A 21,670-nucleotide genomic window follows, 5' to 3' on the forward strand; every position below is an offset into this window, starting at 1 on the left:
TCACTACGCGCCCATCGGCGACACCGCAGGGAGCAGCCCGCCACCCCGCGCACCCTGAGCCCATCCCGTCCGAGCTGTCGGCATCCGGCCCCATAACGACACCTCAGAGGGGATGGACCCGTACAGAGGAGGCGAGACGAGCGACGCGCCGGAGCGGACGGTCCCGGAATGCGCTGTCACCTGTCGGGATAGTTGACTAGGCTAAGTCCTCGTCCCCGAACGTCGGGGCGCACTCCCCTCTGAGGAACTCTCTCCCCCATGCTCGGCACCATGCGCCGCCTCTGGCAGACGGTCCGTCCCATCCGCATCCGCCTCTTCCTCGGCCTCCTCAGCGCCATGACGGCCTCACTCGTAGCGCTGATGATCCCGCAGGTCCTCGAGGTCATCGTCAACCGGCTCGGCAGCGACGCCACCGCCATCACCATCTGGACCGGCGGCGCGATCGTGCTGGGCCTCGGCATCGTCGAGGCCACCCTGATCTGGCTGCGCCGCACCTTCGCCGTCGCCCCCTCGACCACCGTCGAGAAGCAGATCCGCGTGGGCTTCTACCAGAAGGTCCAGCACCTGCCCGTCACCTTCCACGACGGCTGGGGCTCGGGCCAGCTGCTCTCGCGCATGATGAGCGACATCAGCCAGATCCGCCGCTGGATCGCGTTCGGCATGATCATGGCCGTCACCAACGCGGTGACGATCGCGGTGGGCATGGTGCTGCTGATCCGCTCCAGCGCGCTGCTGGCCCTGATCTTCTTCATCGCCGCGGTGCCCGTCTCGATCATCGCCTACCGCTTCAACCGCACCTTCTCGGTCCTTTCCCGCCGATCGCAGGACCAGAACGGCGACCTCGCCACCACCATCGAGCAGTCCGTGCAGGGCATCCGCGTGCTGAAGGCCTTCGGGCGGGGCCCGACGGCGCTCGAAGGCTTCACCGAGCAGGCCGAGGAGCTGCGCCGCACCGAGGTGAAGAAGGCGACCGCCATCGCCCGCTTCGACATGTTCATGTTCATGCTCCCCGAGCTCGCGCTCGGCGTCGCACTGCTGGTGGGACTGCACCTGACCGCCGACGGATCCATCACCACCGGCCAGCTCGCCTCCTACTTCGCGACCGCCACGCTGGTGGTCGGCCCGGTGCGGATGCTCGGCATGCTGCTGGGCCAGGCCGTGAACGCGAGCACTGCGCTGGACCGCCACTACGAGGTGATGGACACCGAGAACACGATCGTCTCGCCCGAGCGCCCGGCGCCGGTGAACCCGGCCGCGGCGATCGGGGCTGTGCGCCTGGACCGCGTGCACTTCCGCTACGCCGACGCCCCCGAGCACGTCGGCGACGTGCTGGACGGGGTGGACCTCGAGGTCCGCCCCGGGGAGACGATGGCGCTGGTCGGCGTCACCGGCAGCGGCAAGTCGACGCTGCTGCAGCTGGTGCCGCGGCTGTACGACACGACCGCCGGCGCGATCACGATCGACGACGTCGACATCCGCGACATGGACCTCACCACGCTGCGCACCCTCACCGCCGTCGCCTTCGAGGACGCGACCCTGTTCTCCGACTCGGTGCGGGACAACGTGCTCCTCGGCGCGGACCCGGCCCTGTCCGCGCAGGAGGCGGAGGATCTGCTGCACCTCGCGCTGCGCACGGCGGATGCGACCTACGCCTACGAGCTGCCGGACGGGGTCGACACCCGCATCGGCGAGGAGGGCATGAGCCTCTCCGGCGGGCAGCGCCAGCGCCTGGCCCTCGCCCGCGCGATCGCGGCGAAGCCCGCCGTGCTGCTGCTCGACGACCCGCTCTCCGCCCTCGACACCAAGACCGAGGAGACCGTCACCGCGCGCCTGCGCGAGGTGCTCGCCGGGACCACCACCCTAATCGTCGCCCACCGCACCTCGACCGTGGCGCTGGCCGACCGGGTCGCGCTGCTGGACGACGGGCGAGTGGTCGCCGTCGGCACCCACACCGACCTGCTGGGGAGCTCGGCCCGCTACCGCTGGGTGATCGCGAACCAGGAGGAGGAGCGGCGCCGCGACCAGGACATCGAGACGCTCACCGGCGAGCTCGAGCTCCGGGCCATCCAGGAGGAGGGCCGATGACCACCACCGCACCGCTCGACCAGGACGGCGCCGACGGCGGGGCCCTCACCCCCGAGGAGGCGAAGGCCTCCCGCAAGCGCTCCCTCTCCCTGCTCGGCGAGCTGATCTCCCCGGTCAAGGGCCAGTTCGTGGTGATGGGCGTGATGGTCGTCGTCGCGCAGCTCGCCGTCGTCGCGGGCCCGGCGATCATCGCCCGGGGCATCGACCACGGCCTGCCCGCCCTGCTGGACGGCGATCCATGGCCGGCCTTCGAGGCGGCGGCCCTCGCCGTCGCCGCCGCGATCGTCGGCGGCGTGCTGACGTTCGGGTACGTGCGCCAGTCCGTCGTCGTCGGCCAGCGGATGCTGCTCGCCCTGCGCCGGAAGGTCTTCCGCTTCACCCAGAAGCAGGACCTCGAGTTCCACGAGTCCTACACCTCCGGCCGGATCGTCTCGCGGCAGACCTCCGACATGGAGGCGCTGCGGGAGCTGCTGGACTCGGGCGTGAACGTCATGATCGGCGCCTCGCTGTCGATGGTGTTCACGATCGTGGTGATCGTGGGCATGGACCCGGTGACGGGCCTGGTCATGCTGCTGATGCTGATCCCGTGCGTGGCGCTGACGGTGTGGTTCCAGAAGCGCTCGAGCGTCGAGTACCGCGCGATCCGCACCCACTCGGCGCGGCTGATCGTCCACTTCGTCGAGGCGATGGCCGGGATCCGCGCGGTGAAGGCGTTCCGCAAGGAGGACCGCGACCAGGCCGAGTTCGACCGCCTCGCCCAGGACTACCGCGACGCGTCGCTGCGCTCGATCAACGTGTTCGGGATCTACCAGCCGGCGCTGCGCGTGCTCGCGAACGTCACCATCGCCGCGGTGCTGGTCGTCGGCGGGTTCCGGGTGCTCAGCGGCGACCTGCAGGTCGGCGTGCTGGTCGCGCTCGTGCTCTACTCGCGCCGCTTCTTCCAGCCGATCGACGAGATCGCGAACTTCTACAACGCCTTCCAGTCCGCGGTCGCAGCGCTGGAGAAGATCGCGAACCTGCTGGCCGTGCAGCCCCACGTGAAGGAGGCGCAGACCCCGACGCCGCTGCCCAGCTCGGACGGGCAGATCGACTTCGAGGACGTCGCCTTCCGCTACTCGGCCGACGGGCCGCTCGTGCTCAAGCCGATGGACCTGCACATCCCCGCCGGTCAGACGGTGGCGCTGGTGGGCCAGACCGGTGCCGGGAAGTCGACGGTCGCGAAGCTCATCGCCCGCTTCTACGACGCGACCGAGGGCGCGGTGAAGCTCGACGGGGTGGACCTGCGGGAGGTGTCCATGGAGGACCTCACCCGCAACATCGTCATGGTCACGCAGGAGGCGTACCTGTTCTCCGGCACCGTCGCGGACAACATCGCGCTCGGCCGGCCCGGCGCGCCCCGCGAGGAGATCGAGGCGGCGGCCCGCGCGATCGGGGCCGACGAGTTCATCGAGAAGCTCCCCTACGGCTACGACACCGACGTGAACAAGCGCGGCGGCCGCGTATCGGCCGGTCAGCGGCAGCTGATCTCCTTCGCCCGCGCCTTCCTCGCCGACCCGCGGGTGCTGATCCTCGACGAGGCGACCAGCTCGCTGGACATCCCCTCCGAGCGGATGGTGCAGGAGGGGCTGACGAAGCTGCTGGGCCGCCGCACCTCGCTGATCATCGCCCATCGCCTGACCACCGTGATGATCGCGGACCGCGTGCTGGTGGTGCACGACGGGCAGGTCGTCGAGGACGGCTCCCCCGCCGAGCTCGTCGCCGCCGGCGGCCGCTTCGCGGCGCTGTACCAGGCGTGGCAGGAGTCGATGTAGCGCGCCGGGATCGTCCCCTCTCACCGGGAGTGCGCGGCACGGGCCCCGCGCCCGGCAGCCGATGTGGCGCAGTTCCCACGACAGTTGTGCGGGAACTCTGGCGCAGGAGGTCAGCGCCGGTTATCTTCCTGCTGTCACACCGATCCCGATCCTGAGGAGAGCCGACGAGAGTCGGCCGTCACCCGCGGATCCCCTGCTCCTCAGAGGTCATCCCATGCACCTGCCCCTGCTCTCGCGCGCCCGATTCCTGGCGCTGCTGCTCGCCGCGCTCGTGGTCGCGGTCCCGCTCGCGGTCGCCCCACCCGCCGATGCCGCGGTGAAGAAGCCGCTGGACATCGTGAAGGTGTACTACGACCCGCCCGGCCGGGACTACTCGAAGAACTCCGAGTACGTGAAGGAGTACATCCAGGTCAAGAACACCGGGAAGACCGCGCTGACCCTCACCGGCTTCGTGATCCGCGACAACGGCCCCCAGAAGTACACCTTCCCCAAGGGCTTCAAGATCGCCCCCGGCAAGACCGTCACGATCCGCTCGGGCACCGGGAAGAACACCTCCACCACCCTGTACTGGGGCAAGGCGAGCTACATCTGGAACAACACCGGCGACACCGCGCGCCTGTACAGCTCCAAGGGCACGCTGCTCGAGTCGTGCAAGTTCGCAGGCGGCGTCAAGAAGGCGACGAAGACGACGGTCCGCACCGACGCGACGACCGCCTACTGCTGATCCGGCGCGGGGCCGACCGCTGCCCGTCGGCCCCGCACGCGTTCCCGCGGGAACGTCATCGCCGTCGGTTCTGTCAGAAACCTGCGGCCGAGCCGCCCGACGCGCTCCCGCAGGAACGTCGCATCGGGCCGTTCTGCCCTCTCCCGCCGCCGGCTCAGGCGCCGAGCATCTCCCGCAGCGCGGGCGTGAGCCCCTCGATCTCCACCGGCACGTCGGGCCGGCGCAGCAGCTCGGGCGTGACGAGGAAGCGCTGCTGCTCCTCGTGCGAGCCGGGGATCGTGGAGATCTCGGTGCCGTTGTCGATGTAGCCGCAGGCGCGGGAGACCCCATAGGAGGGGGCGTTGCCGATCACGGCGGCGGACTCGGCTCGCAGCGCGCCGAGGTGATCGAAGGCGAGCACGAGCATCGCCTGGCGCATGAGCCTGCCGTACCCGTTCCCGTGGGCATCGAGGGTCAGCCACGAGCCGGAGGTGACGGTGCGCCGTTCGGCGAAGCGGTCGGCGGAGACGTCCTGCGCGCCGATCAGCCGGCCTCCCGCCCACACGCCGAAGGCGAGTGTCCAGCGTTCGGGAGAGATCCCGCTGCGCAGCGTCCACTGGAAGCGCAGCGCCTCGCGCACGCGCGTCTCCGGCTCGGCGCGGTACCAGGGGAACACCTGCGGGGAGGCCGGGTCCTCGAAGATCGGCCGACGGATCAGTGCGGCGTACTCGGGCAGGTCCTCATCGGCCAGCGGCCGCAGCGTCAGGTCCCCGGCGCGGACGACGAGCCCGAGGGAGGGGTAGAGCGCGGACAGCGCGGGGAACGGCTCAGCACGGGTCTGCTCGGACATCGCCCCAGAGTAGTCGCGGGCGACGGGGGCGATGTCGCGACGGGCGCAGCGCTGGTCGACGCCGGCGAGAGCATCGTCGTGGCGCGCAGCCCGTCGGCGGGCGGCCCGCCGTACCCTGTCCCGATGACCATCGACGTTCTGCTCTCCGGTTTCGCGCCCTTCGACGGGGCGGCGACGAACGAGTCCTGGGAGGCCGTCCGGGAGGCGGTCCCGGCCCTCGTCGCGCGCGGCGTGGACGCGGAGGCGGTCGAGCTGCCGGTCGAGTTCGGCACCGCCTCGGAGCGTCTGGAGGAGGCGGTGCGGGGACTGCGGCCGCGGCTCGTGGTCGCCGTCGGCCTCGCCGCCGGGCGTACCGCGATCACCCCGGAGCGGGTCGCGATCAACATCCGCGACGCCCGGATCCCCGACAACGCAGGCGCGAGCCCGGTGGACGAGCCGGTGGTCCCGGGCGCGCCCGTCGGCCGCTTCTCGACCCTGCCGGTCAAGGCGATGATCGCCGCGCTCGCGGCCGACGGAGTGCCGGCGGCGGTGTCGCAGACCGCCGGGACCTATGTGTGCAATGACGTCTTCTACGCGCTGCAGCACCTGCTGGCGACCGACCCGGCGCTCGAGGGGATCCGGGGCGGGTTCGTCCACGTCCCCACGGCCGACGTTGTCGACTCCCCCGCCGCCGCGCGGGCGCTGGTGCGGATGGTCGAGGTGGCGCTCTCCACGGAGGCCGACGTCCGCCTCGCCGGCGGCGCCGAGCATTGAGATGCGGGCGCTGAGCACTGAGCGCCGAGCATCGAGCGGCCGAGGCGCTGAGCGGCGGGCGCTGAGCGGGAGTCTCCCGCCCTCCGGCACTCCCCGCCCCGACACAGCCGTGCCGCGATGCCCCGAGCGGAGTGCACAGCGCCGTGGCGGTCCACCGACGAGGGCGGTGACTCGGTGGAAACGTGGGTCCGCACGGGTGTGCACATCCCCACTGTCCACCCTCCACAGGAAGTTATCCACAACGTTCTCCACAGCGGTGGAGGAATGACACCCTTGTAGTTCCGCACGTACGAGCGTTGTCCCGGGCGTGTCGCAACATCGCACCGGCGCGACGACCGGTCTGTGCGGCTCCCCTCCGCAGCCCGTCGGCAGCCTCCATCATCCGGCACATCACTGCAGGTCACAGGACTTCCGCCGAGCGCCCGAATCGGACATTGCGCGCATTCCTCGACCTCGGATCGGCTTCGCGCAGTGGTCGGGAACGTCTGCGCACCTCGCATCCACGGTGTATGGACCTGCGCTGTCCCCACTGTCCGTCCACAGCACATCGGCAGTTGTCCACAGCCAGAACGCGTCATCCCCAATGCAGCAGCGGGTTATCCACATTGCGATCCACAGCTGGGGAAAACCACACCGGTGTAGTTCCGTCCGTGTCGTGACAGGGCTCTCGCGCACGGTCCGGGGACGCAGAACGGGGCGGCCCCGAGGGGCCGCCCCGTCGTGCGGGAGGAGTGCGCCGTCGGCCCTCGAACGTGCCGCGCGCAGCGCCGGTCAGAGGCCGGGGAGGAGCATCGTCTTGACCGCCACGAGCACCGCGCACAGCACCACGGCGGCGACCACCAGCGCGCCGTGCGTGATCGCGGAGCGGCGGGCGAGGGCCTGCCGGTCCTGACCTGCCATCGCCTTGGGGCGCAGCGCGTACATCCCTGCGGTGAGTGCCGCGCCGAGCAGGAGTCCGCCGAGGTGGCCCTGCCAGGAGATGTTGGGGATGGTGAAGGTGATCACCAGGTTCAGCGCGATCAGCACCCCGATCTGCGCGACCTGGCCGCCCATGCGCCGGTTGACGATGAACGCCGCGGCGAACAGGCCGAACACGCCGCCGCTCGCGCCGACGGTGCCGGTCAGCCAGGAGTACCCCATCGGGTCGGCCAGGACGTACACCGCCGTGTGCCCGCCGAGCATCGAGACGAAGTAGACGGCGGCGAAGCGCGCGGGGCCGAGGGACCGCTCGAGGAACTGACCCATCGCCCACAGCGCGTACATGTTCAGCGCCAGGTGCATGATCCCGCCGTGGAGGAAGCCCGCGGTGAGGAAGGTCCACGGCATCGCGAGCGCCCGGAAGGGGGCGAAGATGCCCAGCTGCTCGACGATCTGCGGAGCGAGCATCTGCCCGAGATACGCGAGCACGCACAGCGCGATCAGCGTGTAGGTGACGACCGGGGCGCCGGTGCGCATGCGTCCGCCCATCGCGGTGCGGGGCCGGGTCGAGGCCTGCGCCCGTGCCAGCTCCCGCTCGCAGTCCACGCACAGCACGCCCACGTCGGTGGGGCGCTGGCAGTCGGGGCAGGCCGGACGGTCGCAGCGCTTGCAGCGCACGTAGCTGACGCGATCCGGGTGGCGGGGGCACACCGGCTGCTCCTGCGGCCCGCCGCCCACGGGGCCCTGCGGCGGTGGGGCGTCGGCGGCGCTGTAGCCGTAGCTGGGTCTGTCCATGGGTCTCATTCCACCACGGGCGGCTGGAGGGAGCCGGGGCGCTCCGGCGGGGCGCAGCGCCCTTCCGGGGAGCGGTGTCGAGAGCGGGATGCTCCGGCCGGGGGCGGCGGGCAGGCGCTCAGCCGACGGCGGGGAACGCGGCGAACAGGCGCTCGAACCTCTTCCGCTGCCCCTCGCTCACGGGGCGCAGCGCGGTCAGGTCGAGGCGGCGCCGGGCGCCGGAGCCCTTGCGCGCCCAGGTGCCGACGACCTCGCCGCGGCGCAGCGCGGTGCGGCGGAAGACGCCGTTGTTGCCGGGGGTGATCGCGTCGTGACGCGCCACGTCCATGAGGTAGAGCCGGTCGCGGTAGCCGAGCACGAGCTCGTCGAAGCCGGGCAGCAGAAGCTCCTTCATAGCCTCCTTCTCGAGCGCCTGGTACTCCTCGCGCAGGCCGGGCCGCCAGAACAGCCGCTCCCCGTCCCCGCCGCGAGCGGCCTCGGCGGTGGTGTGGAGGCGGCCGTCGGCGTCGGCGAAGCCGCTCTCGAGCTCGGCCTCGACCTGCGGCAGCGCCTCGCGCAGCAGGCCGAGGGGGAGCTTGGAGAACCAGGCGAGGTCCCTCTCCCCCGCCGGGCCGCGGCTGGTGAAGTAGCGCCGGGCGAGCTCGGCCGCGGCGGCGGTGCGGTCGCCATTGAAGGCACCCTCGAGGTCGGTGCCGGCGGGGAGCCAGGTCGGGGCGTGCACCACGGCGGTCTCGCCCTCGCGCCAGGGCCCATAGCAGGCATCGCCCATCGAGATCAGCTCGGCCAGCAGGTGGTAGCCGCGGCCGCCCTCCCAGGCGAGGCCCGCCTCCTCCCACGCCCGGCGCAGCTCGGCGCGCAGGGTCCCCCGGCCGCCGGGGCCCGAGTGCGGGGCGGCGACCCGCTCGAGCACCTCGCGGCCCCGGTCCACCTGCGCCTCGTCGAGTCCGAGCTGGCCGCGGCGCGCGATCGCGGCGCGCAGGGGGCCGGCGACGCAGAGCCCGGTGAGCCAGGCGAGGGTGTCGGCGGCGACGGCGAAGACGGTGCCGCGCATCGGGTAGCCGCGCACGATCCTCCCCTCGTCGAAGGCGGCGAGCACGGGGTCGATGCTGCCGCCGCTGCGCAGGGCGAGGGAGGAGAGGACGCCGGGAAGGTCCTGGCCCTGGCTCGCGGCGAAGGCGCGCGCGATCTCGGCGGGGTCCTCGCTGCGGGGCGGACCGACGAGGCCCTGGGCGACGAGGCGATGGCCGGCGAGGTGGCGCGGGGTCATGGCTCGAGGGTAGGGCGGGGACGCCGCGAGGAGGAGGGGCGAGGCGGGAGACCTTGTCGGAGGAGCTGGCGGGAACCGGTTCGGGGGAGCCGACGGGGACCGGTTCGGGGGAGCCTGCGAGGACCGGTGCGGAGAGGCTCCCCTTACTTCGTTCTTGCAGGTCAGGCGAGGCTCACCTTGCTTGATTGGACTTAGTCCAAAGACTAGGGTCGGGGCATGAGCCTCCTCGACATGCCCTCTCGCCGCCCGCCCGCTCTCGACTCCCCCGACACCCCCGCCCCCGCCGCGTCGCACGGCGGTGCGCCGCCCGCCGAGCGCCCCTCGTCGCCCGCCGAGCGCCCTGCGCCGCCTGTCGGGCGGTCCGCCGGGCCCGCCGATGCGCACACCCCGTCGGCCGATCGGGACCCGCGCACCTCCGTTCCGCGCGATCACGCCGAGGACCGCACCACGCGCTCGGACCGCATCAACCAGCTGCGCGCCGGGGTGCTCGGCGCGAACGACGGCATCGTCTCGGTCGCGGGCCTCGCCGTCGGCGTCGCCGGCGCCACCACCGACACGCGCTGGCTGCTGATCGCGGGACTCGCCTCGCTGGTCGCGGGCGCCCTGTCCATGGCGATGGGCGAGTACGTCTCCGTCTCCACCCAGCGCGACACCGACCGCGCCCTCATCGCGCGCACCCGCGCCGACCTCGCCGCCGACCCCGCCGGGGAGCACCGGCACCTGCTCGCGGCGCTCACCGAGTCGGGGATCCCGGACGACGTGGTGGGCGAGGTCGCCGACTCGATGGAGCGCCACGACGCGCTCACCGCCCACACCCGCTTCCGCCACGGCGTGGAGCAGGGCACGGTGGTCTCGCCGCTGTCGGCGGCGCTGGCCTCGCTGCTCTCCTTCACCCTCGGCGGGATCATCCCGCTGCTCGCGATCCTCGCCAGCCCGCCCGTGCTGCGCCTGCCCGCGACGCTCGTCGCCGTCGTGGTCGCGCTCGCGCTGCTGGGCGTGGTCAGCGCCCGCCTCGGACAGGCCGACGCCCGCACCGCCACCGTGCGCACGATCATCGGCGGGGTGCTCGCGCTCCTGGTCACCTACGGGATCGGCGCGGCGCTCGGGGTCGCGATCGGCTGACCGCGCGACACACCCCACGGCTCACGCCTCGGCCCGGCACCTCCCGCGGTGCCGGGCCGTCGTGTCCCTGATCACCTCGCGGAGCACGGGCTCTCTGGACAGGTGTCCGATGACTAGGCTCGACGGACATCCCTTTCCTCACCCTGACGAGAGTGCGCCATGACGACCCGACGCCCTTCCCGCCGCCCCGCCACGCCCTTCGCCCGCCGCGGCGTGCTGCTCGCGGCACCGACCCTCCTCCTCGCCGGCTGCGGCCTTCTCCCCGGCGGCACGGACGACGAGAAGGGCGGCGGTGCCGCCGCTGGGCAGGCGGACGAGGGCGCGGCCGACGGCGCCGCGCAAACCGCGAATCCGGCGACCAGCGCGGTCGTCGACCTGCAGCCCACCGAGGTCACCGACGAGGCGGTCGCAGGCCGACTCATGTCCCGGCTCGAGACCTCCCAGACCCTGCTCGCCCCCCGAGTGAAGGCGACGGTCACCGCGAGCGGACTCGCGGACAGCCTCACCGCCGCCGACTACACCGCCCTCACCGGCGAGGAGCCCCCTGCGGCCGACGACGCCGAGGAGGGCACCGCGGCGGAGACGATCCTCCCCGGCGAGCGCAAGCAGTTCCTCCTCGCCGCCTGGGAGTCCACCGACTCCGAGTGGCAGCCCGCGGTCGCCTCGCACGAGAGCACGACGCTGCACATCACGCACGAGGGGAACGAGGTGAACATCCATGTGCCGCAGGCCGAGCACGGCAACGCAGAGCGCAGCGGGATCGTGCTCGCGATCGTCGACCGCAGCCCCGCACCCGAGGCGATGGGGCTGCGCGCCGAGATCCGGGACGGGGTCTCGGAGATCTCCCTCGTGGACGGCTCGATCCTCGCCACGCCCTGCCCCTCCCTCTACGAGCGGGAGCTCGGCGTCGAGGTCACGGAGGCGGGGGTCGTGGACACGAAGGTCCCCGACGGCTTCGCCCAGGAGTTCATGACCCTGCGCGGCACGGTGAAGAGCGCGCTCCTCACCCCGTACATCGACACCTTCGACCATGGTGGCAACCTCTTCTGGGCGGCGGAGGACGAGCTCCATCTCATGGTGCCCCTGGACTGGCAGATCGACGACTCCTCGAACGTCCGGGACGTGACCGAGGTGAAGCTGACCCTCGAGGACGGCACCGAGCTGCGCCCCGCCCAGGACACGAACCAGATCTTCGGCGGTCTCGGCTCCCATATCGCGACCTTCACGATCCCCGCGAACGAGCGCTCCGCGACGCTCACCCTCTCCCCGCGCTTCACGCAGGTGCTGGATACGGACTTCGAGCAGGTCGAGGACCCGATCACCGCGACGCTCACCTTCTCATGAGACGCACGACGCCGCCGGGTCGCCACACATGCGGCGACGCCGGCGGCGTCGGGGTCCGGTGGCCGCGGGGCGCCCGCCAGATCACTTCTCGATCGAGACCTTCTCGATGACGACGTCCTCGAGGGGACGGTCGCGCATGTCGGTCTTGACCGCTGCGATCTCGTCGACGACCTTCTTGGAGTCCTCGTCGGCGACCTCGCCGAACACGGTGTGCTTGCCCTGCAGGTGCGGGGTGGGGCCGACGGTGATGAAGAACTGCGAGCCGTTGGTGCCGGAGGGGCGACCGGTCAGCGCGTTGCGGCGGGTGCCGGCGTTGGCCATGGCGAGGACATAGGGCTCGTTGAAGTTCTTCTCGGAGATCTCGTCGTCGAAGGTGTAGCCGGGGCCGCCGGTGCCGGTGCCCAGCGGGTCACCGCCCTGGATCATGAAGCCGGAGATGATGCGGTGGAAGACGACGCCGTCGTAGAACGGACGGGTGACCTTCTCGCCGGACTCCGGATCGGAGAACTCCTTGGAGCCCTCGGCGAGGCCCACGAAGTTCTCGACGGTCTTGGGGGCGTGGTGCGGGAACAGCTCGATGCGGATGTCCCCGTGGTTGGTGTGCAGAGTTGCGAACATGGCGCAATCCTCCCACAGACCGTGCGTGCGGGCCGTGCGCACGGACGCTGCGCGGACCGGACCGATCCTCCACATCGCCGCGGCCTGGCACATCCTCCGCGACTCCGCATCCGCTGTGAACGCCGCGGGGTGGTCGCGTTAAGGTTGTGCCACACGGGTCGTGGCAGTCGTCGGCTGCCCCGGCCCAGGGACCACCGTCGGCCCGACCCGACGGATTCGACCGAAAGGGGAACCCCATGGCGCTTGGAACCAAGGCCGAGGCGAAGAAGGCCAAGAAGAAGGCCTCGAAGGCCGTCGACGCCGCTGGCGCGTCCAGCCAGAACGCCCAGAAGGCCGTCGAGGAGCTGCAGAAGCTCGCAGCCCAGGTGGGTCCGGTGGTGTCCGAGGGCGCCCGCGAGGCTCGCTCGAAGGCGACCGACCTGTACGGCCAGTACGTCCCCGAGGCGCAGCAGAGGCTGCGCGAGCAGGGCGACAAGCTCTCGCAGAACCTCGGTCCGCGCGCGGACAAGCTCCGCCACGACCTCGAGGACGACTACCTCCCCCGCGCCCGCAAGACCGCCGAGACCACCGGCACGGTGCTCAAGGCCGCCGTCGACGCGGCGCGCAAGGAGCTCGACAAGGGCCAGGGCGACATCCGCTCCGCGATCGTGGAGCCCACCCCGCAGAAGAAGAAGGGCCGCGCCGGCAAGGTGCTGCTCATCCTGGGCCTGGCCGCCGCCGGTGCCGCCGCGGGCTACATCGCCTGGCAGAAGACCCGCCCGGTCGAGGACCCGTGGGCGCCGCCCGCGGACTTCGCCCGCGCGCACTACCCCGCCTCGGCGGGCACCGAGTCCGACTCCTCGACCGTCTCCGACACCGTCGGCTCGGCCGATGCCGGCGACGTCGCCTCCGCCCTGAAGGGCGACTCCCACGGCGGGGACACCACCCCCAAGGAGGTCAAGGTGGACTCGGATCCCGAAGCCGCCACGGCCGACGAGGAGAAGCGCGGCAACCACCGCGGCGACGCCTGATCCCAGGCCCCAGCCAGCGCGAACGACTCGCGTGACGCACGTGCCCGACGGCGCGGCGGTCCCGTCCCCGGACGAGGAGCGCCGCGCCGTCGGCGCGTCCGGGGACGCCGGCGAGCACAGTGGTGCGTGCGGAGTCGGCGGACCGAGCGGTCGCGAGGTCGGGAGGATCCGGACGGAGCGTCTGCGGCTCGCGCCGGTCACGGAGGCCGACGAAGCGGAGCTGTTCGCTTTCCATGCGGATCCGCGCGCCTTCGTCGAGGACTCGACGGAGCCGCTGACCGACCCGGCGCAGATGCGCTGGGTGCTCGCGCAGTGGCGCGAGAGCTGGGAGCGCCACGGGGCGGGCCACCTGACGGTACGGGCACGGGAGGGCGCCGACCTTCCGGTCGGCCTGCTGGGCGTGGTGGGTCTCGTCCCGCTCGCGCGCGACGTGGACCGGGCGACGGACGCACGCCGGACCCACGGCCCCGCTCCTGGCGCCACCGACGGCTCCGGCGTCACGACCGCCGCCCCTGCCAGGACCATGCTGAGCGCGTACTGGCGGCTCTCGCCCGAGGTGACCGGTCGCGGCGTCGCGACCGAGGCGATGCGCGCGGTGCTCGAGGCGCTGCCCGCAGGGGCACGGCGCGGCCCCCACGCGGCGGGCAGCGACACGGGCACCCACGACGGCAGAGCCCTGTACAACGCCACAGCCCTGGACGACAGCACAGTCCAGGATGACCGCACGGTCCCGTTCGAGATCGTCGCGATCACGGACCGGGGGAACACGGCCTCGCTCGCCCTCGCCGCGCGCCTCGGTTTCCGCCCGGCCCCACCGGGCCGCCCCGTGCCCGGCGGACGCGCCGACGACGTGCTCCTGCTGCTGGACCCGTCGGCGGCCACCTGAGCGCGCCGGCACCCGCACCCGCCGGCCCACCTCCCTAGACTGGGGCGCATGCCTGCCGCCATGCCCGACCCCGGGGCGGGCCGCTACGCCCCCTCCCCCAGCGGTGACCTGCACCTGGGCAACCTCCGCACCGCACTGTTGGCCTGGGCGCTGGCGCGCCGCACCGACCGCGCCTTCCACCTGCGGGTCGAGGACCTCGACCGGGTGCAGCAGGGCGCCGCGCAGCGCCAGCTGGAGGACCTCGAGGCGCTGGGCCTGGACTGGGACGGCGAGGTCGTCCGCCAGTCGGAGCGCGGCGCGGACCACGATGCCGCGATCGGCTCCCTGACGGCGCAGGGCCTCGTCTACGAGTGCTACTGCACCCGGCGGGAGATCCTCGAGGCGCCGAGCGCACCGCACGCCCCGCCCGGCGCCTATCCCGGCACCTGCCGTGACCTCGCCCCCGCCGAGCGCGAGGCCGGCCGCGCGCGGATGCGCGAGCTGCGACGGGAGCCCGCTCTGCGGCTGCGCGCCGAGGTGACGGAGTGGAGCGTGCAGGACCTCTGGGAGGGCGAGGTCCGCGGCACGGTCGACGACCTCGTGCTGCGCCGCGGCGACGGCGTGGTCGCCTACAACCTCGCCGTCGTGGTCGACGACGCCGCGGCCGGGGTCGACCAGGTGGTTCGCGGCGACGACCTGCTCAGCTCCGCCCCGCGCCAGGCCCATCTCGCGCACCTGCTGGGCCTTCCCGAGCCGACCTACGCTCACGTCCCGCTCGCACTGAACACCGCGGGCGCGCGACTGGCCAAGCGCGACGGCGCGGTGACGCTGCGGGACCGTCTCGCCGCCGGGGAGAGCGCGGCCGACGTCGTCGAGCGGATCGGGGACTCGCTGGGAGCGCCGGGCTGCCGCTCCGCGGCCGATCTGCTGGAGTCATGGGACCCGGCAGGGATGTCCCGTCGACCGTGGGTGGTGGATCTGCCGGCCTGAGCCGCCCGGGCCGGGTCTGCCCCCGTCAGCCGACCGGAGCTGGAGACAGCGGCCGGGTTCCTCCCACCACACTTCATCACAGACGGGGTCACAAAACTCGATACACGGATGTATCGTCGCCCTGTGATGCGATACCTCCGTGCTCTCCTCACCGCGCTCTCCTCCGCGCTGCACGCCGTCCTGTCCGCTCTCGGCACCGCCGGTGCCGCCCTCGGGCGGGGCGCGTCCGCCGCGGGTCGGGGCGCGGTCGCCCTGCTGCCCCGGGAGTGGAAGAAGCCGATCGCGGCGCTGTTCGTGACCGGACTGGCCCTCGTGCCGCTGGTCTACTCCGGCAACATGACCTGGTCGTTCATCGACCCGAGCAACAACCTGAACCACATCACCGCTGCCGTGGTGAACGAGGACACCGGCGCGGACGCGGAGAGTCCGGACGGGGAGGTCTCCCACATCGACGTGGGCGAGGAGTTCACGGAGACCCTGCTGGAGAAGGACCAGGAGAACCTCTACCACTTCGTGGAGGCCTCCCCCGCCGAGGCGCAGCGCGGCCTGGCCGACGGCACCTTCGGCGCCACCATCACGATCCCCTCCGACTTCTCCGAGAACATCGCCTCCCTCGGCGGCGACGCGATGGAAGCGGCCCCCGCGATGATCACCGTGAGCACGAACGACTCGGTGAACTACGTCGGCGGCAACTTCTCCAAGTCCGTCGGCACCGCGCTGACCGACGCGCTGCGCGCCTCGGTGCTCGAGGAGTACCTCGACAAGATCTACGTCGGCTTCACGACGATCCATGACGGGATCGTCGACGCGGCCGACGGCGCCGCCGAGCTCTCGGACGGAGCGAGCGATCTCCACGACGGCACCGGCGACCTGGTCGACGGCACGGCTGAGCTCACCGACGGCACCGGCCAGCTCGCGGACGGGTCCGCCGAGCTCGCCGCGGGCGCGGTCGACCTGCACTCCGGCAGCCTCGACCTCGTGGTCGGACTGGATCAGCTCACCTCCGGCGCGGTCACGCTGCGCAACGGCGTCGCGACCCTCGACGCCGGTGCGCAGCAGCTCTCCGGCGGGCTGGCGACCCTCGACGAGAAGGGGCGGCCGCTGCGCAGCGGCGCGGACGAGCTCGCCGGCGGCGCCGAGCAGCTCGCGACCGGGGCGAGCGATCTCGCCGGCGGGGCGGGGCAGGTCGCCGACGGCACCCAGCAGCTGGACGAGACCGTCACCGACGCCGCTGAGCGCGCCCGCGAGCTGGGCGTGACCGAAGAGAGCGTCCAGGCCACGAGCGAGGACCTGGTCACCGCGATCGACGACCTCGAGCGCGCGATCGACGGGATGCCGGAGCTGCTGGACGCCCCGGGCGAGGCCGCCGCCACCATCGCAGCCACCACCGAGAGCCTCGACGAGAAGGCCGGCGGGCTCGCCGAGACCGCCCGTAACCTCGACGAGTCCACGGGCGATCGCGCCCAGGACGCCCGCACCCTGCGCGAGGGCGTCGAGTCGATCGCCGGTGACGTCGAGACGCTCGACCAGGCCGTGCAGGACGCGGCGGAGGCCACCTCCACCTCGGCGCAGTCCGCCGAGAACTCCGAGGGCTCCGCCGGGGAGCTCGCCGACGGCGTCGACGAGCTCGCAGGACTCTGCGCCGAGGCCGACGGAGGCCCCGGCGAGGCGTCCGACGGGGGCGGCGAGGGGTCCGAGCAGCCTTCCGCGGCCGAGTCAGCCGTCTGCCAGAAGGCGGAGGAGCTCGCCGGCACCACGCAGAAGGTCCGCGAGGACGCCGAGACCGCCACCACCGACGCGGCCGAGGCCGACCGCCTGGCCCGGACCGCCGCGGAGACCTCCACCGACGTCGCCGACACGGCCGAGGGCATGAGCGACGCCGCCTCCGATATCGAGGAATACATCGAGACCCTCTCCACCACCACCTCGGCACTCGCCGAGGGCGCCGCTGCTCTCGAGGGCACCACCTCGACCCTCGCCGAGGACACCTCGACCCTCAGCAGCGACCTCGGCACGGCGCGGGACGACCTCGCCTCCGCCGTCCCGTCGGCCGAGCCCGGCCAGAGCGCCTCCGACCTCGCCGCGGAGCTCGCCGACCAGGCCCGCACCGCCGCCCTCGCGCTGCCCGAGGCGTACCGCACCCTGGACCAGGGCGTGCAGGACATCCACCGTCTGAACTCCGGCGCCCGCGAGGTCGCCTCCGGCGCGGACCAGCTCGCCGCCGCGACGGGCACCGCCCGCGACGGCGCCCAGGCCCTCGCCTCCGGCGTCACCCAGTACACCGACGGCGTCGGCTCGGCCCGCGACGGCGCTGATCAGCTCGCCGACGGCACCGGCACCCTCAGGGACGGCGCCGGCACGCTCGCCGACAAGACGGGCGAGGCCCGCGACGGGGCGCAGCAGCTCGCCGACGGCACCGGCACCCTCGCGGACGGCTCGGCCGAGCTCGCCGACGGCGCCCGCCAGGTGGACGACGGCGCGACGCAGCTCGCCGACGGCGCGACAGACCTCGACGACGGCGCCGAGAAGCTCGACGACGGCTCGACCGAGCTCGCCGACAGCCTCTCCGACGCGAAGGACGACGTCCCCTCCTACTCCGACGAGGAGAGCAGCGCGCTCGCCGGCACCGCCTCGGACGCGGTGCAGATGGACTTCGAGCGCCAGAACGATCTGGGCCGCTTCGGCGAGGGCCTCGCACCGCTGTTCCTCGCGATCAGCCTGTGGGTCGGCGGCATGGCGATCTTCCTGATGATGCCGCCGTTCTCCTCCGACGCGATGGCGCGCGGGACGGGGCCGGTGCGACTGCTGGCAGGCGGGCTCATCCCCGCCTTCCTGCTGGGTCTCGTCCAGACGCTGATCGCCGTCGGGGCTCTGCACTGGCTGATCGGCCTCACCATCGACGACCTGCCGCTGATGTTCGGGCTCGCGGGGCTGACCTCGCTGGTGTTCGTCGCGCTGAACCACGGCTTCGGCGCCCTGTTCGGGCCGGTCGGGAAGTTCGTCGCCCTGGTGCTGATCGCGCTGCAGATCTCCGGGGCGGGCGGCACCTACCCGGTCCCGACCCTGCCGGGCTTCTTCCAGATGCTCCACCCGTACCTGCCGATGACCCATGCGGTCGACGCCTTCCGCGGAGCGATCGGCGGAGGCTGGATCGACCCGGCCGGGGACCTCGCCTGGCTGGCGGGCTGGCTGGTGGTCGGCGTCGTCCTGGGGCTGCTCGGCGCGGTCGTCCAGCGGCGCCGCACGCTGCGCACGCTCGGCACGGACGAGGGCGGACCGGACGGCGCGGACGAGGAGGAGCCGGAGCCCGCCACGGGCTCCGCCGCCCGCGCCTGAGGCGCCGGCGCTTCGCCGTGTCAGCCGCGCCGGGTCGGCCCCGACAGGCCAGGCACCGCACCCAGGCGCCCGGCGCCCCCGTGCCCCCGTGCCCCGTGCCCCGTGCCCCGTGCCCCGTGCCCCGTGCCCCGTGCCCCGTGCCCCGACGGGAGCGTGGTCAGGTCATGGCGCAGGGCGTACCACTATGCCTATATAGGCATAGTGGTAGGCCCTGCGCCAATACCCGTCACCCCAGCACCTGCCCTCACTGGTCCTCTCGCCCGCCGGGTCGCCCCCTATCCGCCCGGTCACCCACCGCGCCGCATTATCGGTCGACGACCTCCGTCGAACCTCGGCGACGTCGGTCCGAGCCCTGAGGCCCCATCGGCCCGGCCGCCCCTGCCCGCTCCCTGCTCCCGGTCCTGTCCGGCTCCGCCCCTGCCCGCTCCCTGCTCCTCGCCCTGTCCGGCTCCGCCCCTGCCGGTTCCCCGCACCTCCCCTCCACAGCCCTAGCTCGTCCACATCACGGCCCTCGCTCCTCAACAGCGGCAATGTCATGGCTGTACTGAGGCGATGCAGATACCCGGGATCATCCATCGCTCAGACCTGCGCGCTGTCGGCATCGACGAGGCGGCGCGTCGACGATTCCTTCGACACGGTCTCATGCAGAGGGTGGACTGCTGGTACGTCCGGAGCACGGCGCCGGCCGACCTCGTCGCACTTCTGGGGCAGGGAGTGCGGCCGACCTGCGTCAGCGCTGCCCGGCACCACGGCCTGTGGATCCCTCTCCACGCCGGCGAGCACGTCTACCGCCCTCGCGCCCTTCCGGAGTCCGGCCGGCCGACGTCGCTCGTCCTGCACGGCAGTGAGATGAGAAGCTGGCCGGATCGCGATCCCGTCGCCGACCTCGAGCTGGCGCTCGAGCATGCCGGCCGGTGCCTCCCCGTTCGGGACGCGGCGATCCTTTTCGAATCGGCGCTGAACAAGGGGCTGCTGACCTGGCATGTGGCGCAGCGGATCGTCTCCGGTCTCCCCTCCTCCCGACGAAGGCAGCTGGCCCGCGTCTCCCCGCTCGCCGAGTCCGGGACCGAGACGGCCGTGCGCTGGTGGCTCGAGTCGCTGCACGTGCCGGTGACGCCTCAGGTCGTCGTCCCGGGCGTGGGACGAGTGGATCTGAAGCTCGGCCGGAACTGGATTATCGAGTGCGACAGCGTCCAGTTCCACGACAACCCCCGGCAGTACCACCAGGACCGGGCACGTGATCTGCAGCTGCAGGCGCACCGCTACACCGTGACCAGGCTGACCTGGGAACAGGTCTTCCTCGACTGGGAGCGGACCTCCGAGCTGCTGCTCACGATCCTGCGCCGACGGGAGCACCGCCGCCCTCTCGCCTCCTGAACGTGCCGTCTCATGGGGTGTGGCGGTGGGCGTGGTCAGGTCATGGCGCAGGGCGTACCTCTATGCCTATATAGGCATAGAGGTACGCCCTGCGCCAGCACCCGTCCATTCCCCTCGGGTCCGACGGGCCAGGTGCGCGGGCAGGACGGGGAACGGCAGGCCTTGCCGGGACCGCAGGTCGGGCGGGGATCGGCAGGCCAGGCCGGACGCGGCGGGTCAGGCCGGGATCGGAAGGCCTTGCCGGGACCGCAGGTCAGGCGGGGATCGGCAGGCCAGACCGGCCCCGGCCGGTCAGGCCGGGAAACGGCCGGACAGGCCGAGCCCACAGGCCGGACGGGGCACGGCGGGCCGGGCCGGTCAGGCGGGGATCGGCAGGTCCGGACGGGCGACGGGGCCGTCGACGACGGAGGTCCCGTTCGCGGGCCCCGCGCCGCGGCCCAGCGAGCGGATCTCCCAGCCCTCGTCCCGCCACGCCCCCGGGTCCAGGACGTTGCGGCCGTCGATCATGCGCGGCGCGGCGACCAGGTTCCGCACGCGCACCGGGTCCAGGCCCCTGTACTCGCGCCACTCGGTCAGCAGCAGCACCAGCTCGGCGCCGGCGAGCGCCTGTTCCGTGTGGGGCTCGCCGACCAGGCCGGGGACTCTCTTCGCGGCGTTGTCCAGGGCCTCGGGGTCGGTGACCGTGACATGGGCGCCCGCGGACATCAGGCGGGAGACGACCTCGAGGGCCGGGGAGTCGCGCACGTCATCGCTGTCGGGCTTGAACGCGGCGCCGAGCACGGTGATGCGCTGGCCGGCGAGGTCGCCGAGCAGCTCGCGGGCGATCTCGACCACGCGCACCCGTCGGCGCTGGTTGACGGCGTCGACCTCGCGGAGGAAGCCGAGCGCCTCGCCCACGCCGAGATCCTCCGCGGAGGCGATGAAGGCGCGGATGTCCTTGGGCAGGCAGCCGCCGCCGAAGCCGATCCCCGCGCGCAGGAACTTCCCGCCGATGCGGTCGTCCATGCCGATCGCGCGGGCGACGTCGGTGACGTCGCCGCCGGTGGCCTCGCACAGCTCCGCGATCGCGTTGATGAAGGAGATCTTGGTGGCGAGGAAGGCGTTGGCGGAGACCTTCACCAGCTCCGCGGTCTCGAAGCCCATCACCAGGCGCGGCACCTCGCCGGCGATCAGCCGCGCGTAGACCGCGTCCAGCATCGCGACCTGCGCGTCGGCCGCGGGGGTCTCCGGCTCGGCCACGCCGTAGACGAGACGGTCGGGGGCGAGGGTGTCCTGGACGGCGAAGCCCTCGCGCAGGAACTCGGGGTTCCACATCAGGTCCGCGCCGGGCACCGCGGTGAGCTGGGCGCGCAGTCGGCGGGCGGTGCCGGCGGGGACGGTGGACTTGCCGACGACCAGGGTCGGCCCGCCGCCGCGGGCGGGCAGCACCGCGGCGAGGGAGGCGACGGCGGCCTCAAGAGAGCGCAGGTCGGCGCCGAATCCGTCGGCCCGCTGCGGGGTGCCGAGCCCCAGGAAGTGCACGTCGGCGTGGGCGATCTCGGCGTAGTCGGTGGTGAAGCGGAGACGTCCGGCGGCCAGGCCGCGGCGGAGGATCTCCTCGAAGCCGGGCTCATGGAAGGGGGCGCGGCCCGCCTGCATGGCCGCGACGCGGCCTGAGTCCACGTCCAGGCCGATCACGTCGTGGCCGAGCTCGGCCATCGCGGCGGCGTGCACCGCTCCCAGATATCCCACACCGATGACGGAGACGATCATTGCGCTTCCCTCCCACTGGCGGCCGCGGCCGGTCCCGGACGAGTCCCTGTCACCGTGGCAGGCGCAGGTGTCAT

16 protein-coding genes are annotated in these 21,670 nt (G+C 72.7%); 11 read left to right on the top strand and 5 right to left on the bottom strand.

Annotation, left to right across the window (positions count from 1 at the left end; translation table 11 throughout):
* Positions 1 to 258 precede the first annotated feature (258 nt).
* The 3 genes from A4A78_RS01300 to A4A78_RS01310 all read left to right on the top strand — a co-directional run bounded on the left by A4A78_RS01300 (position 259) and on the right by A4A78_RS01310 (position 4,620).
* The gene (locus A4A78_RS01300; protein ID WP_062946635.1) at positions 259 to 2,085 is read left to right on the top strand and encodes an ABC transporter ATP-binding protein; all 1,827 of its coding nucleotides are present in this window, start codon (positions 259 to 261) and stop codon (positions 2,083 to 2,085) included.
* On the top strand, positions 2,082 to 3,896 hold the full coding sequence (locus A4A78_RS01305; protein WP_062946636.1) for an ABC transporter ATP-binding protein: 1,815 nt from the start codon (positions 2,082 to 2,084) through the stop codon (positions 3,894 to 3,896). Before A4A78_RS01300 ends, A4A78_RS01305 begins: the two co-directional genes overlap by 4 nt.
* Positions 3,897 to 4,110: 214 nt before the next feature.
* The gene (locus tag A4A78_RS01310) at positions 4,111 to 4,620 is read left to right on the top strand and encodes a lamin tail domain-containing protein (protein WP_062946637.1); all 510 of its coding nucleotides are present in this window, start codon (positions 4,111 to 4,113) and stop codon (positions 4,618 to 4,620) included.
* A gap of 154 nt (positions 4,621 to 4,774) precedes the next feature.
* On the opposite strand, the gene A4A78_RS01315 is transcribed toward A4A78_RS01310, so the two are convergent.
* The gene (locus A4A78_RS01315; protein WP_062946638.1) at positions 4,775 to 5,449 is read right to left on the bottom strand and encodes a GNAT family N-acetyltransferase; all 675 of its coding nucleotides are present in this window, start codon (positions 5,447 to 5,449) and stop codon (positions 4,775 to 4,777) included.
* Positions 5,450 to 5,572: 123 nt separating this feature from the next.
* Here A4A78_RS01315 and A4A78_RS01320 point away from each other — a divergent pair, with 123 nt between their 5' ends.
* On the top strand, positions 5,573 to 6,202 hold the full coding sequence (locus A4A78_RS01320) for a pyroglutamyl-peptidase I (RefSeq protein WP_062946639.1): 630 nt from the start codon (positions 5,573 to 5,575) through the stop codon (positions 6,200 to 6,202).
* Positions 6,203 to 6,973: 771 nt separating this feature from the next.
* Here A4A78_RS01320 and A4A78_RS01325 read toward each other — a convergent pair.
* Positions 6,974 to 7,915, bottom strand: coding sequence for a rhomboid family intramembrane serine protease (locus A4A78_RS01325; RefSeq protein WP_062946640.1), 942 nt, complete (start codon positions 7,913 to 7,915; stop codon positions 6,974 to 6,976).
* A 118-nt stretch (positions 7,916 to 8,033) separates the two neighbouring features.
* Complete coding sequence (locus A4A78_RS01330; RefSeq protein WP_062946641.1) at positions 8,034 to 9,182, bottom strand: winged helix DNA-binding domain-containing protein; 1,149 nt, start codon at positions 9,180 to 9,182, stop codon at positions 8,034 to 8,036.
* Between the two features lie 216 nt (positions 9,183 to 9,398).
* Here A4A78_RS01330 and A4A78_RS01335 point away from each other — a divergent pair, with 216 nt between their 5' ends.
* Positions 9,399 to 10,304: a VIT1/CCC1 transporter family protein gene (locus tag A4A78_RS01335; RefSeq protein WP_062946642.1), complete on the top strand. Its 906-nt coding sequence runs from the start codon at positions 9,399 to 9,401 to the stop codon at positions 10,302 to 10,304.
* Positions 10,305 to 10,463: 159 nt separating this feature from the next.
* Positions 10,464 to 11,648 carry a hypothetical protein gene (locus tag A4A78_RS01340; protein WP_062946643.1) on the top strand — a complete coding sequence of 395 codons (1,185 nt, stop codon included), beginning with the start codon at positions 10,464 to 10,466 and terminating at the stop codon, positions 11,646 to 11,648.
* Positions 11,649 to 11,729: 81 nt separating this feature from the next.
* Here the strand turns inward: A4A78_RS01340 and A4A78_RS01345 are convergent, their stop codons facing one another.
* Positions 11,730 to 12,266, bottom strand: a complete 537-nt coding sequence (locus A4A78_RS01345) for a peptidylprolyl isomerase (protein ID WP_062946644.1) — start codon at positions 12,264 to 12,266, stop codon at positions 11,730 to 11,732.
* Positions 12,267 to 12,502: 236 nt separating this feature from the next.
* Here A4A78_RS01345 and A4A78_RS01350 point away from each other — a divergent pair, with 236 nt between their 5' ends.
* From A4A78_RS01350 to A4A78_RS01370, 5 genes are all read left to right on the top strand, one after another.
* Complete coding sequence (locus A4A78_RS01350) at positions 12,503 to 13,276, top strand: hypothetical protein (RefSeq protein ID WP_062946645.1); 774 nt, start codon at positions 12,503 to 12,505, stop codon at positions 13,274 to 13,276.
* A 31-nt stretch (positions 13,277 to 13,307) separates the two neighbouring features.
* Entirely contained in the window at positions 13,308 to 14,162 is an 855-nt protein-coding gene (locus A4A78_RS01355; protein ID WP_062946646.1) for a GNAT family N-acetyltransferase, read from the top strand.
* Positions 14,163 to 14,210: 48 nt separating this feature from the next.
* Positions 14,211 to 15,131: a tRNA glutamyl-Q(34) synthetase GluQRS gene (gene gluQRS / locus A4A78_RS01360; protein WP_062946647.1), complete on the top strand. Its 921-nt coding sequence runs from the start codon at positions 14,211 to 14,213 to the stop codon at positions 15,129 to 15,131.
* Positions 15,132 to 15,257: 126 nt separating this feature from the next.
* Positions 15,258 to 18,467 carry a YhgE/Pip domain-containing protein gene (locus tag A4A78_RS01365; RefSeq protein WP_062946648.1) on the top strand — a complete coding sequence of 1,070 codons (3,210 nt, stop codon included), beginning with the start codon at positions 15,258 to 15,260 and terminating at the stop codon, positions 18,465 to 18,467.
* Between the two features lie 849 nt (positions 18,468 to 19,316).
* Positions 19,317 to 19,844 (top strand): endonuclease domain-containing protein, encoded by a 528-nt coding sequence (locus A4A78_RS01370; RefSeq protein WP_231880804.1) that lies wholly within the window; start codon positions 19,317 to 19,319, stop codon positions 19,842 to 19,844.
* A 357-nt stretch (positions 19,845 to 20,201) separates the two neighbouring features.
* On the opposite strand, the gene A4A78_RS01375 is transcribed toward A4A78_RS01370, so the two are convergent.
* Complete coding sequence (locus tag A4A78_RS01375; RefSeq protein WP_062946649.1) at positions 20,202 to 21,596, bottom strand: UDP-glucose/GDP-mannose dehydrogenase family protein; 1,395 nt, start codon at positions 21,594 to 21,596, stop codon at positions 20,202 to 20,204.
* Positions 21,597 to 21,670: the final 74 nt, after the last annotated feature.

It is taken from the genome of Brachybacterium sp. sponge, from assembly GCF_001613775.1.
GTDB lineage: Bacteria > Actinomycetota > Actinomycetes > Actinomycetales > Dermabacteraceae > Brachybacterium > Brachybacterium conglomeratum.

Bases quoted from the DNA above. Each gene is read 5' to 3' on its own strand.
- A4A78_RS01315 (WP_062946638.1), bottom strand. From the start codon at position 5,449: ATGTCCGAGCAGACCCGTGCTGAGCCGTTCCCCGCGCTGTCCGCGCTC.
- A4A78_RS01320 (WP_062946639.1), top strand. From the start codon at position 5,573: ATGACCATCGACGTTCTGCTCTCCGGTTTCGCGCCCTTCGACGGGGCG.
- gluQRS (WP_062946647.1), top strand. From the start codon at position 14,211: ATGCCTGCCGCCATGCCCGACCCCGGGGCGGGCCGCTACGCCCCCTCC.
- A4A78_RS01350 (WP_062946645.1), top strand. From the start codon at position 12,503: ATGGCGCTTGGAACCAAGGCCGAGGCGAAGAAGGCCAAGAAGAAGGCC.
- A4A78_RS01325 (WP_062946640.1), bottom strand. From the start codon at position 7,915: ATGGACAGACCCAGCTACGGCTACAGCGCCGCCGACGCCCCACCGCCG.
- A4A78_RS01345 (WP_062946644.1), bottom strand. From the start codon at position 12,266: ATGTTCGCAACTCTGCACACCAACCACGGGGACATCCGCATCGAGCTG.
- A4A78_RS01375 (WP_062946649.1), bottom strand. From the start codon at position 21,596: ATGATCGTCTCCGTCATCGGTGTGGGATATCTGGGAGCGGTGCACGCC.
- A4A78_RS01370 (WP_231880804.1), top strand. From the start codon at position 19,317: ATGAGAAGCTGGCCGGATCGCGATCCCGTCGCCGACCTCGAGCTGGCG.
- A4A78_RS01335 (WP_062946642.1), top strand. From the start codon at position 9,399: ATGAGCCTCCTCGACATGCCCTCTCGCCGCCCGCCCGCTCTCGACTCC.
- A4A78_RS01310 (WP_062946637.1), top strand. From the start codon at position 4,111: ATGCACCTGCCCCTGCTCTCGCGCGCCCGATTCCTGGCGCTGCTGCTC.
- A4A78_RS01300 (WP_062946635.1), top strand. From the start codon at position 259: ATGCTCGGCACCATGCGCCGCCTCTGGCAGACGGTCCGTCCCATCCGC.
- A4A78_RS01305 (WP_062946636.1), top strand. From the start codon at position 2,082: ATGACCACCACCGCACCGCTCGACCAGGACGGCGCCGACGGCGGGGCC.
- A4A78_RS01365 (WP_062946648.1), top strand. From the start codon at position 15,258: ATGCGATACCTCCGTGCTCTCCTCACCGCGCTCTCCTCCGCGCTGCAC.
- A4A78_RS01340 (WP_062946643.1), top strand. From the start codon at position 10,464: ATGACGACCCGACGCCCTTCCCGCCGCCCCGCCACGCCCTTCGCCCGC.
- A4A78_RS01330 (WP_062946641.1), bottom strand. From the start codon at position 9,182: ATGACCCCGCGCCACCTCGCCGGCCATCGCCTCGTCGCCCAGGGCCTC.